The organism is Alloalcanivorax sp. C16-1, assembly GCF_046507805.1.
In the GTDB taxonomy this organism is placed as follows: domain Bacteria; phylum Pseudomonadota; class Gammaproteobacteria; order Pseudomonadales; family Alcanivoracaceae; genus Alloalcanivorax.
Window position 1 is genome coordinate 388,953 of record NZ_JBKFTK010000002.1, and the last position, 12,226, is coordinate 401,178.

General features: G+C 65.5%; 8 protein-coding genes. 2 read left to right on the plus strand and 6 right to left on the minus strand.

The genetic code is table 11. The annotated features are described in order from the left end of the window. Positions 1 to 2: 2 nt before the first annotated feature. From ACLD0W_RS09035 to ACLD0W_RS09060, 6 genes are all read right to left on the minus strand, one after another. Positions 3 to 500 (minus strand): DinB family protein, encoded by a 498-nt coding sequence (locus ACLD0W_RS09035; RefSeq protein WP_410307157.1) that lies wholly within the window; start codon positions 498 to 500, stop codon positions 3 to 5. 169 nt (positions 501 to 669) lie between these two features. Then, positions 670 to 2,709 carry a bifunctional metallophosphatase/5'-nucleotidase gene (locus ACLD0W_RS09040; RefSeq protein ID WP_410307158.1) on the minus strand — a complete coding sequence of 680 codons (2,040 nt, stop codon included), beginning with the start codon at positions 2,707 to 2,709 and terminating at the stop codon, positions 670 to 672. A gap of 163 nt (positions 2,710 to 2,872) precedes the next feature. Continuing rightward, positions 2,873 to 4,516 carry an acetolactate synthase large subunit gene (locus ACLD0W_RS09045; RefSeq protein WP_410307159.1) on the minus strand — a complete coding sequence of 548 codons (1,644 nt, stop codon included), beginning with the start codon at positions 4,514 to 4,516 and terminating at the stop codon, positions 2,873 to 2,875. A gap of 159 nt (positions 4,517 to 4,675) precedes the next feature. After that, positions 4,676 to 4,912 carry a hypothetical protein gene (locus tag ACLD0W_RS09050; RefSeq protein WP_410307160.1) on the minus strand — a complete coding sequence of 79 codons (237 nt, stop codon included), beginning with the start codon at positions 4,910 to 4,912 and terminating at the stop codon, positions 4,676 to 4,678. Between the two features lie 104 nt (positions 4,913 to 5,016). After that, entirely contained in the window at positions 5,017 to 6,330 is a 1,314-nt protein-coding gene (locus tag ACLD0W_RS09055; protein WP_410307161.1) for a ribonucleotide-diphosphate reductase subunit beta, read from the minus strand. A gap of 29 nt (positions 6,331 to 6,359) precedes the next feature. Then, entirely contained in the window at positions 6,360 to 9,269 is a 2,910-nt protein-coding gene (locus ACLD0W_RS09060; protein ID WP_410307162.1) for a ribonucleoside-diphosphate reductase subunit alpha, read from the minus strand. Between the two features lie 569 nt (positions 9,270 to 9,838). Between ACLD0W_RS09060 and ACLD0W_RS09065 the strand changes: the two genes are divergently transcribed. Together ACLD0W_RS09065 and ACLD0W_RS09070 are read left to right on the plus strand one after the other, a co-directional pair. Continuing rightward, a complete protein-coding gene (locus ACLD0W_RS09065; RefSeq protein ID WP_204428400.1) occupies positions 9,839 to 10,561 on the plus strand; it encodes a response regulator in 723 nt (240 codons plus the stop codon). Between the two features lie 22 nt (positions 10,562 to 10,583). Then, positions 10,584 to 12,215, plus strand: a complete 1,632-nt coding sequence (locus tag ACLD0W_RS09070) for an ATP-binding protein (protein ID WP_410307163.1) — start codon at positions 10,584 to 10,586, stop codon at positions 12,213 to 12,215. Positions 12,216 to 12,226: the final 11 nt, after the last annotated feature.

Consider the following 12,226-nt stretch of genomic DNA (forward strand, 5'->3'; position numbering starts at 1 on the left):
GGTCAGGCTTCAGCCGGCATGAAGATCAGATCCGTGGTGCCGAAATCCCGGCCCAACTGACTGAGCGCGGCGGTGAGCTGGCCACGGTGGTGGGTCTGATGGTTGAACAGATGGGTCAGGCACAGGCGCATCGGGTAACGCCGGGCCTGGCCGGTGGAGGCGGACACATAGCTCAGTTCGCCGTCGATGCGTTGTTCGCTCAGGGCGGCGGTGTAATCGAGCAGCGCCTGATCGGTGGCGCGCCGTTGCCGCTCCAGGGTGGTGAAGTCGGCGTACAGTTCCTGGTCGAGCCGGTCCACGGGAAAGGGCTGGTCGGTGAACCGTCCCAGCCACATCCGGTCGGTGAGCAGCAGATGGTTGAGCGTGCCGTGGATGGAGGTAAAGAACAGACCGCGCGCGGCTTTGCGTTCGGTATCGTCCAGCGCCGCGCAGACCGCGTAGAGCTGACCGTTCTGCCAGCGGTTATAGCGCGCCAGCGTGTGGTAATGCGCCTGCCACATATTGGTATCCCCCGGTGATCGGACCCTTTGCGGATACTGTAATCCAACCACCCGCTGAAGCGAACGCCGGGTATTCAATCCATTGCAAACCGGGCCGGCAGGCAAGGAAAAAAAGGGCGCCTGGCGGCGCCCTTGAGGTGGGTTCGGGTTGTTGTTGTTCGAGGGCCGCTCAGGGCAGCACGGTGTCGGTGCGGTCCGCCAGGTTCTGGATGCGCAGGTCCTGGTCGGTGTCGGTTTCCGCTTCGGCGTAGGGGGCGCCGGCGTCGAAGTTGGCGATCAGGTATTCCGCCAGGGCGTCCTGCTCGGTGCCGGGGGCGGCGAAGGTCGCGGCGTTGGCCCCGGTGACGGGCTCCGATTCCAGGTCGAGGCGGTTTTCCACCGGGAAGTCGAACGGGTAACCGTCGCCGCCCAGGCCGTTGCTGGCATTTTCGGTGGCCAGGAAACCCAGGGTCACCAGCCGGAAGGTGCGGGTCGGGTCGCCTTGCAGCTCACCGTTTTGCACCACGGTGTCGATGACCGCGCCGCTGTCGTCCACCACCGTCAGATTGCGTACCCGCTCACCGGCCTGGTCGATGTCGTCGCCGTTGGCCTGGCTGCGCAGGCCCGGGCGCGCCGGGTCGAAGCTGAAGCGCAGACCCGCCACCTGCGGGAACTGGCCGGCGCTGCCTTCCACCTTGGCCACGCCGTGTTCCAGCAACTGGTACAGCTCCCGGGCGGTGACGTCGCCGATGGTCAGGCTGTTGTTGAAGCGCAGGGAGCCTTCCAGATCAAACTGGGAGATGTCGCCTTGCTGCTTGCCGGCGCCTGGGTTGGCGGCGGGCGGGTAGAACGCCAGCTCGTCCTCGGAGGTGGAACCCGGGGGATAGATGAAATAGCCAATGTCGTCGCGGATGCCGCCGCCGTTCTTGATGGAAATCCGTACGTTGGCGTCGTACTGGCGGGCCAGCCACAGGTTGGCGTCGGCGGTCAGGTTGCCCAGGTTGGTTTCCTGGGTGCGCACCTGGCTCCGGCGGCCATCCAGGTAAACGCTGGTGGCGCCGATGATGTTGCCGTCCCGTTCGGCGAGCACTTCTTCCAGGGCGGTGGCGATGGTGTCCACGTCGCTGTTGACGGTGCCTTGCAGTGCGCTGGCCATGGCGTCGTCGGCGGCGTAGGCGCCGTTGACCGAGTCGTCCAGGCGGTTGGTGAGCAGCACGCCGTTGTCGTCGAAGGCCACCACCAGGCGGCCCACGTACTTGTAGTCGCCGTCGGTGTTGACCACCAGCACCGGCTCGCCGGCGGCGGAGGTGAAGCTCAGCGGATAATCATCGGCGGCGCTGTCGCCGTCCAGCAGGCGGTCATTGTCGTCGGCGAGCAGGGTGTTGGAGCCGCCGGCGACGATGATGTCCACGCCTTCCAGCAGGGTGGCCAGTTCCTTCTCGATGCTGATGGTCTGCATGTGGGCGAGCAGGATGATCTTGTCGATGCCGTCATCGGTGAGGGCGTCCACCGCCGGTTGCAGTTCCGCGGCCAGGGCCGGTACGCCGCCGCTGCCCGGGCGCACGGTGATGTCGCCGGTGCTGGTGATGTTGCCTAGGGACGGGGTGGAGGCGCCGATCACGCCGATGCGTTGGCCGGCCACTTCCAGGGTGCCGTAGCCGGCCAGGCCGTTGGGGATGCTGTTCAGCGGCTGGCCGTTCTGCCGCACCAGGCCGCTCAGATTGGCATCGGCGCTGAAGCCCAGGTTGGCGCTCAGATAGGGGAAGCCGGCCCCCGGGTAGTTGCCCTCGGCGCCGATGATGGTGGCGAATTCCCCGGTGCCGCCGTCCAGGTCATGGTTGCCCACGGCACTGGCCTGCAGGCCCATGGCGTTGAGCATGGCGATATCGGCGCGGCCGTTGCCCGCCACCGCCACCCCGGGTACCGGGTTCATGGCGTCGTCGGCGGCGGCGAAGTAACGGGGGCCGGGAATATAGTTGTCGCCGGAGCTGAGCACCAGGGTGTGGTCCGGGTGTTCGGCGCGCAGAGCGGCGAGCACCGCGGAGAACGGCCGCACGTTCTGCAGCGCCCCGGTGGCGCCGTCCATGTCGGCGAAGTGCAGCAGCTGCAGCTGGAAGCCGCTGTCTTGCGCCGGCGGCGCCGTATCGTTGTCGTTATCGCCACCGCAGGCGGTGAGGGCGAAGGCCGCCAGCATCGCGGCGGTCAGCTTTCCGAGAGCATGGGTATTCATCGGCAAACCTTTCCATTGATGTTCGAATTGATCAGCGAACATCAGCTAAGCAGTGCCGGATGAAACAGGGGTTACCGTAATCGGTCGGAATTATGGCAGGGCGGGGAGGGTGGGGCAGGGGGGAAAAGGAGACGCCGCCCCGGACGGGACGGCGTCGCCGGGCTCACACCTTGCTGCTGAGCTCGCGGATTTCCTGGTTGAGAATGCGGTCGTTCATGGTGTAGTCCACCGGCACGTCGATCACGTGCACGCCACCGGCGGCGTAGCATTCCTCCACCATCGGCGCCAGGCCCTCGGTGCTGTCCACGCGATGCCCCTGGGCGCCGTAGGCCTTGGCGTAGGCCACGAAGTCGGGGTTGTGGAAGTCCAGGCCGAAGTCGTGGAAATCCATCTGCTTCTGTTTCCACTTGATCATGCCGTAGCCGTCGTCGCGCAGGATCAGGATCACCAGATCGAGGCGCAGGCGCACGGCGGTTTCCAGTTCCTGGGAGTTCATCATGAAGCCGCCGTCGCCGCACACCGCCATCACGCGGCGCTCCGGGTGCACCATCTTGGCGGCCATGGCCGAGGGCAGGCCGGCGCCCATGCTGGCCAGGGCGTTGTCCAGCAGCACGGTGTTGGGGTGGGTGGCCGGGTAGTTGCGGGCGAACCAGATTTTGTACATGCCGTTGTCCAGGGCGATGATGCCGTCGCTGGGCATCACCTTGCGGATCTCATGGACCAGACGTTGCGGCAGGATCGGGAAACGGTCGTCCCGGGCGCCCTCGGCGATGTGCTTCTGGAGGGCGTCGCGGACCCGGTGGAAATCGGCGAAGCCCCAGTGCTCCTGGGGTTCCAGCCGTTCCTTGAGCTGCCACAGGCTGTTGGCGATGTCGCCCACCACTTCGATCTGCGGGAAATAGACCGGGTCCACCTGGGCGGAATTGAAGTTGATGTGCACCACGGTGGCGCCGCCGGGCTGCATGAAGAACGGCGGTTTCTCCACCACGTCGTGCCCGACGTTGATGATCAGGTCGGCGGCGTCGATGGCGCGGTGCACGAAGTCGCCGTCGGACAGCGCGGTGTTGCCCAGGAAGTGGGCGCCGGTTTCGTCCACCACGCCCTTGCCCATCTGGGTGGTGATGGCCGGAATGCCCAGTTTCTCGATGAACTGGCGCAGCATCTTGCTGGTGAGCTTGCGGTTGGCGCCGGCACCCACCACGATCAGCGGCTTGCGGGCGCCGCTGATCGCTTCCACCGCGCGGCAGATGGCCTTGTCCTCGGCGATCGGCCGGCGCGTCAGGCTGGGCTCCAGCACCGGCATGGTGGAATGCTCCCGGGCGATGTCCTCGGGCAGTTCCAGGTGGGTGGCGCCGGGCCGTTCCTCCTGGGCCAGCCGGAACGCCTCGCGCACCCGGGCGGGAATGGTGTCGCCGCTGACCACGGTTTTGGTGAACTTGGTCAGCGGACGCATCATGTCGACCACGTCGATGATCTGGAACTGCCCCTGCTTGCTGGATTTGATTGGCTTCTGGCCGGTGATCATCACCATCGGCATGGCGCCGAGCTGGGCGTAGGCGGCGGCGGTCACGAAGTTGGTGGCGCCGGGGCCCAGGGTGGACAGGCAGGCGCAGGCCTTGCCGGTGAGGCGGCCGTAGGTGGCGGCCATGAAGCCGGCGGCCTGTTCGTGACGGGTGATCACCAGTTTGATGGAGCGGGAGCCGCGCAGCGCCTCCAGCAGATCCAGGTTCTCCTCGCCGGGAATCGCGAAGACGTATTCGACGCCCTCCGCCTCCAGCGCCCTGACGAACAAATCAGAAGCTTTCATGCAGCTCTCCTTACCGGCGCGCGACGGGGGCACCCGGGGCTTTCAGGTCGGTGTGTGAAGTGAGGGTACTATAACGCGCCGGCGCGGAGCGGGGATACGGAAAGTACGGACGCGCGCCGGTGACGGCGGCGTGAACAGAGCGGGGCGCGGCGGCGTGGTTCAGTGCCAGGTGCCCTCGGTGTTCTCGCATTGTTCGAGAAATTCCTCGGCGCTCATTTCGATGGTGTCTTCGTCGTCGTCATCGCCGTCGAGGTGGGCGCTGACCTGCTCCTTGAGCCGGCCGACCACGGTGGTCATCATCGCCAGGGTTTCTTCCACCTGCTCAATGGCGGAGAGCAGATCGCGGGCTTCCTCGTGGAGGTCGTTCTGGAAGTCGTCGTCTTGATACTGGCTCATGGGGCCTCCGTGAAGGGGTCCGGTTATGGTGCCAAAGGACGGCGACGGGGAAAACCCCGCCGCCGTCGCTTCGGGCACGGAAATCCGGAACCCGGTCCCAGGACTCAATCCCAGGAGAGCGCGCCGCCCACCTGGTATTCCGTAACGCGGGTTTCGAAGAAGTTCTTCTCTTTCCGCAGGTCCATGATCTCGCTCATCCAGGGGAAGGGGTTGGACACGCCCTTGAACTGCTCGGGCAGGCCCAGCTGGGTGAGCCGGCGGTTGGCGATGAACTGCAGGTACTCTTCCATCATCGCCGCGTTCATGCCGAGCACGCCGCGCGGCATGGTGTCGCGGGCGTACTGGATTTCCAGCTCGGTGCCTTCCAGGATCATCTGGGTGGCCTTGTCGCGCATGGCCTGGTCCCACAGGTGCGGGTTTTCCAGTTTGATCTGGTTGATCACGTCCACGCCGAAGTTCACGTGCATGGACTCGTCGCGCAGGATGTACTGGAACTGCTCGGCCACGCCGGTCATCTTGTTGCGGCGGCCCATGGACAGGATCTGGGTAAAGCCGCAGTAGAAGAACACGCCTTCCAGCACGCAGTAGAAGGCGATCAGGTTCTTGAGCAGCGCCTTGTCGGTTTCCACGGTGCCGGTGGTGAAGGCCGGGTCGGACAATTCGCGGGTGTACTCAATGCCCCACTGGGCCTTCTTGGCCACCGAGGGAATCTCCCGGTACATGTTGAAGATCTCGCCTTCATCCATGCCCAGGGACTCGATGCAGTACTGGTAGGCGTGGGTGTGGATCGCCTCCTCGAAGGACTGACGCAGGATGTACTGGCGGCATTCCGGGTTGGTGATCAGGCGGTAGATGGCCAGCACCAGGTTGTTCGCCACCAGCGAGTCGGCGGTGGAGAAGAAGCCCAGGTTGCGCTTGACGATGCGGCGCTCGTCCTCGGTGAGGCCGCCTTCCTTCTTCCACAGCGCCAGGTCGGCGTTCATGTTGATTTCCTGGGGCATCCAGTGGTTGGCGCAGCCGTCCAGGTATTTCTGCCAGGCCCAGTCGTACTTGAAGGGCACCAGCTGGTTGAGGTCGGCGCGACAGTTGATCATGCGCTTGTCGTCCACCTCCACCCGGCCGGCGGTGCCTTCCAGCTCGGCCACGCCCTCGGCGGCGTCCATGCGGGCCACCGCCTGCTGGGCGCGGGCCACCGCGTCGGTCAGGGCTGCTTCGGTGCTTCCTCGCAGTTCGTCGTGTCCGGGCTGTCGTTCTGCTTCTTGAGTTCCTGCATGCGCAGCACTTCCCGCTGCCGGTGCTTGAGGTGCAGGTGCCTTTTCCTCAGATACCGGCTCAGATTGCGGCGGCGTTGTGCCGGCACGGCCGTGCTGCTTGGGGGTCGGCGTCTCTTGCGCATGAAAATCGTCCCAGCTGAGCATGTGTGTCTCCTTCCGATTCGTTCAGTGCGTTACTGGCAGGCTTCGCAATCCGGGTCGTCGATGGAGCAGGCCTGGGGCACGTCCGCCGCCTGGCTGAACTCTCCGTCGGCGGCGCTCGCGCCGGCCGCGGCGGCGGGGGCTTCACCGCCGCCGGAAGACACCCGATTGAGCTTGCCGTCGTTGATGGTGGACTTCTCGGTCTGGGTGGCGCCGATGGCGCGCAGGTAATAGGTGGTCTTCAGACCCAGCAGCCAGGCCATCTTGTAGGTCACGTCCAGCTTCTTGCCGTTGGCCTCGGCGATGTACAGGTTCAGGGACTGCGCCTGGTCGATCCACTTCTGCCGGCGGCTGGCGGCTTCCACCATCCAGCGCGGTTCGATCTCGAAGGCGGTGCGGAAGCGTTCCTTCAGGTCCGCCGGCACGCGCTCGATGGGCAGCACGGAACCGTCGTAGTACTTGAGGTCGTTGACCATCACGTTGTCCCACAGGCCGCGCTCCTTGAGCGCGTTCACCAGGTACGGGTTGACCACGGTGAATTCGCCGGACAGGTTCGATTTCACGTACAGGTTCTGGTACGTGGGCTCGATGGACTGCGACACGCCGGTGATGTTGGCGATGGTGGCGGTGGGGGCGATCGCCATCACGTTGGAGTTGCGCATGCCTTTCTTGGCGCGCTCGCGCACGCTGTCCCAGTCCAGGGTCTGGCTGCGGTCCACCTTGCAGTATTCCTCGCCGCGCTGCTTGACCAGGATGTCGATGGAGTCGATCGGCAGCACGCCCTGGCTCCACAGGGAACCGTCGAAGCTCTGGTAGGCGCCGCGTTCCTCGGCCAGGTCGGCGGAGGCCTGGATGGCGAAGTAGCTGACCGCCTCCATGGACTGGTCGGCGAACGCCACCGCTTCCGTGGAGGCGTAGCTGTAGCCCTGCTTATAGAGCGCGTCCTGGAAGCCCATGATGCCCAGGCCCACCGGCCGGTGCTTCATGTTGGAACGTTCCGCCTGGGGCACGCTGTAGTAGTTGATGTCGATGACGTTATCGAGCATGCGCACCGCGGTTTTCACGGTGCTGGCCAGCTTGTCACGGTCCAGGCCGTTGTCGCCGACGTGCTGGGCCAGGTTCACGGAACCCAGGTTGCACACCGCGATCTCGTCCTTGTTGGTGTTCAGGGTGATCTCGGTGCACAGGTTGGAGGAGTGCACCACGCCCACGTGCTGCTGCGGGCTGCGCAGGTTGCACGGGTCCTTGAAGGTGAACCAGGGGTGGCCGGTTTCGAACAGCATGGAGAGCATCTTGCGCCACAGATTAGTGGCGGGCAGACGCTTGTAGAGCTTCATGCGGCCGTCGCGGGTCATCGCTTCGTATTCTTCGTAGCGCTTCTCGAACGCTTCGCCGTACAGATCGTGCAGGTCCGGCACGTCGTTGGGGCTGAACAGGGTCCAGTCCTGCTCGTTGATCACCCGCTTCATGAACAGGTCCGGAATCCAGTTGGCGGAGTTCATGTCGTGGGTACGGCGGCGATCGTCGCCGGTGTTCTTGCGCAGCTCGATGAACTCTTCGATGTCCATGTGCCAGGTTTCCAGGTAGGCACAGACCGCGCCCTTGCGCTTGCCGCCCTGGTTGACCGCCACGGCGGTGTCGTTGACCACTTTCAGGAACGGCACCACGCCCTGGGATTTGCCGTTGGTGCCCTTGATGTAGGCGCCCAGCGCGCGCACCGGGGTCCAGTCGTTGCCCAGGCCGCCGGCGAATTTGCTCAGCATGGCGTTGTCGTGGATGGCGCTGTAAATGCCGGACAGATCATCGGGCACCGTGGTCAGGTAGCAGCTGGACAGCTGCGGACGCAGGGTGCCGGCGTTGAACAGGGTCGGCGTGGAGCTCATGTAGTCGAAGCTGGAGAGCAGGTTGTAGAACTCAATGGCGCGCTCTTCGCGCTGCTCCTCACGCACCGCCAGACCCATGGCCACGCGCATGAAGAAGCACTGCGGCAGCTCGATGCGGGTGTCCTTGTGGTGAATGAAGTAGCGGTCGTAGAGGGTCTGCAGACCCAGGTAGGAAAACTGCAGGTCGCGCTTGCCGTCGATGGCGGCGCCCAGCTTGGCCAGGTCGAACTCGGCCAGTTCCGGGCTCAGCAGTTCGTACTCGATGCCTTTTTCCACGTAGGCGGCCAGCGCCTTGGCGTAGAGGTCTTCCATCTCTTCCTGGTTGGCGCGTTCGGCCACGCCCAGGTATTGCAGGGCCTCGGCGCGGATCTTGTCCATCAGCAGCCGGGCGGTGACCTGGGAGTAGTTGGGCTCCATCTCGATCATGGTGCGGGCGGTCATCACCATGGAGGTGTTGACGTCCTTGATGGAGACGCCGTCGTACAGGTTCTTGACGGTTTCGGCGATGATCTTGTCCGGGCTGACCTGTTCCAGGCCGTGGCAGGCCTCGTGCACCAGGTGCTCCAGGCGGGCCATGTCCAGCGGCGCGCGGCTGCCGTCTTCCATGGTGACGGACATGTCCACCTTGTGCTTGGGTTCGGGCAGGTCGCGGGCGCGCTCGGCGCGTTTGCGGGCCTGCTGGTCGCGGTACAGGACATAATCGCGGGCCACCTTGTGCTCGCCGTTACGCATCAGCGCCAGTTCCACCTGGTCCTGAATTTCCTCGATATGAATGGTGCCGCCGGAGGGCATGCGACGCTTGAAGGTGGCGCTGACCTGCTCGGTAAGGCGCTCCACGGTTTCGTGGATGCGCGAGCTGGCCGCCGCGGTACCGCCTTCCACGGCCAGAAAGGCCTTGGTGATGGCCACGGTGATCTTGTCGTCGTCGTAGGAGACCACCTTGCCGTTGCGCTTGATCACGCGCAGCTGGCCAGGGGCGGTGGCCGCCACGTCGCGTTCCGCATCGTCGCCGGCGTGAACGCCGGGATTGGCCTGATCACGGTTCATATCCGTCTGCATGATGCCCTCTCCGTCTGTGTGCTTTGGCTTTGCTTATGTCTGTCGGGTGCTGTTTGTCCGTTTGCCGGACGGCGTTTAGCCGTCTGGCGGGTGCTCGCGCCGCCGGTCTCCGGTCGGCGATGGCGGGGGCCGGGAATGCGGTCCGGCGGCGCAAACACCATATGTAGTATCTCGATTCGTGCTTCGCAGGTCGGGTGGGGCGGCCCTGGGCGTCCTCGGGAGCCGTAAGCGGCTGATCCGACGGCGTTTTTTCGGGGGCGGAAAAGAATCGGCCCGGCATCCCGAAAAAAGGTTCCAAAACCCAATATCTTGGGGTCGCTGCCCGATACGGCTACAAGTTATAGGTGAGACAGGCCATTTGCAACCTTTCCGGCTGGGGAAATCCTGTGGATAATTTGTGGGGTTTTGTGGGCAATCCGGGGGCCGGTCTCCGGGGCGCTTGGGCCGGCCCGGCAAACCCTATATATTGTGCCGCGCGGGCGCGCCGTTTCAGTTGCCGGGGCGCACCGGTATGCGTATAAAAGAATGCGAACGGCCCACAATACATAATTGATAAGGACAAGGACGGGATGACCACCGTGCAGGATAACCCGCCGACCATCATGATCGTGGAAGACGACGAACGTCTCGCCGATCTCACCTGTGAATATCTTCAGTCCAACGGCCTCGACGTCACCGTGGTGAGCGACGGCGAGGAAGCGATCCGCCGCATCCGTTCCGAGCAGCCGGATCTGGTGGTGCTCGACCTGATGCTGCCGGGCGCCGACGGGCTCACGGTGTGCCGTGAGGTGCGCGGCGCCTTCAAGAACCCGATCCTGATGCTGACCGCGCGCACCGACGACATGGACCAGGTGCTGGGCCTGGAAATGGGCGCCGACGACTACGTGGCCAAGCCGGTCAAGCCGCGGGTGCTGCTGGCCCGCATCCGCGCCTTGCTGCGGCGGGTGGAAACCGACAATGAGCGTGACAGTTCCCCGTCGCGCCTGGAATTCGGCGCCCTGGTGATCGACAACTCCGCCCGCGAAGTGACCCTGCGCGGCGAGTCCGTGGATCTGACCAGCGCCGAGTACGACCTGCTGTGGCTGCTGGCTTCCAACGCCGGCACGGTGCTGTCCCGGGAAACCATCTTCGAGAAGCTGCGCGGCATCCAGTACGACGGTCAGGACCGCTCCATCGACGTGCGCATCTCGCGCATCCGCCCCAAGGTGGGCGACGACCCGGAGAACCCCAAGCGCATCAAGACCGTGCGCTCCAAGGGCTACCTGTTCGTCCGGGAAATGAGCACCGGCTGATCGCCGGGGCGGAGCACCCCCTTTGAGCAGCATCTTCGTCCGTATCTACGGCGGTATCCTGGTGGCGCTGCTGATCATCGGCGCGCTCACCTATGCCGGCGTGGAGCTGGTCAACGACTACCGTTCCCTGCTGTACCGCGAGCGCATGGCCAAGGGCACCTTCTACTTGATGGCCGAGGGCTACCGGGGGCAGGACACCGCCGGCCGCCAGGCCTGGTCGCTGCACCTGAGCCGGCTGTTCGGCGCGCCGGTGGCGGTGGACGACCGCGCCGGCCTGCGACTTTCCTATCGCGAGGCGCTGCATCTGGATGAGGGCCGGGTGGTGCTGCGCGGTAACGGCGACGCGTCCACCGTGGACGTGCTCTATGCCCTGCCGGACGCGCCCCTCTACCTGCGCGCCCGTCTCAACCGCCTGTCCGAACAACAGGCCCGGGCCACCGCCCGGCTGGTGCTGGATTATCTTGGCGAGCGCGGCGGCGGCGACGCGGCCCTCGACCAACTGCGCCAGCATTTCGGTTATCCCCTGCGGCTTCAGCCGGCCTCGGAATTGCAACTGGATGGCGAACAGCGCCAGCGGCTGCTGCGTGGCGAGGCGGTGTTCAGTCTCTCCGACAGCACCAGCCGCGACGCCAGCGTGCGGGTGCTGATGCCGGTGGACGGCGGCGCCGACGCGGTGCCCCGGGTGCTGGTGCTCGGCCCCATGTACCTGTTCGATCCGTTCCCCTGGCAGCTGCTGGCCATCGCCGGCGTGCTGGCGCTGTTGCTGGTGGCGGTGTCCACCTACCTGCAGGTGCGCCCGCTGCAGACCCGCCTGCGGCGCCTGGGGCGCGCCGTGAAACGCCTGGGCGGTGGCGACCTGGCCGCCTACGCGGACGTGCGCGGTAACGACCCGATCGGCCAGGTGGCCTCCACCTTCAACGGCATGACCGCCCATATCCGGCGCCTGATCGAGGCCCAGCGGGAGATGACCCGGGCGGTGTCCCACGAGCTGCGCACGCCGGTGGCGCGGCTGCGTTTCGGCCTGGAGATGCTGGCCGACTGCGAGTCCGCCGAGGAACGCCGGGACAAACTCAACGCCCTGGACCGGGACATCGAACAGCTCGACCAGCTGATCGATGAAATCCTCACCTACGCGCGGCTGGAGGAGGGCACCCCGAACATCGACTTCCAGCCGGTCTACCTGCGCGAGATCTGCGAGCAACTGGCCGGCGAGCTGGACGGCATCCGCGGTGACATCGCCATCGAAGTGGAAGGCGACGCGGACCTGACCGTGGACGGCGATCCGCGCTATCTGCACCGCATTCTGCAGAATCTGGTCACCAACGCGCTGCGCTACGCCGCCTCGCGGGTGCGCATGACCCTGCGCGAGGAGGGCGGCTACCGGGTGCTGGACGTGGACGACGACGGCAAGGGCATTCCCGAGCATCAGCGCGAGCGGGTGTTCAAACCGTTCGCGCGGCTGGACAAGAGCCGCCACCGGGCCAGCGGCGGTTACGGCCTGGGCCTGTCCATCGTCAAGCGCATCATCGAGTGGCACGGCGGCGAGATCCGGGTGTCCGAGAGCGACTGGGGCGGCGCGCGCTTTCGTGTCATTCTGCCCCGGCATCAACGACAACAACACGTATTGGGGCGCGGCCAGGTCACGCCGGAGTAGCGTCTGCCGCG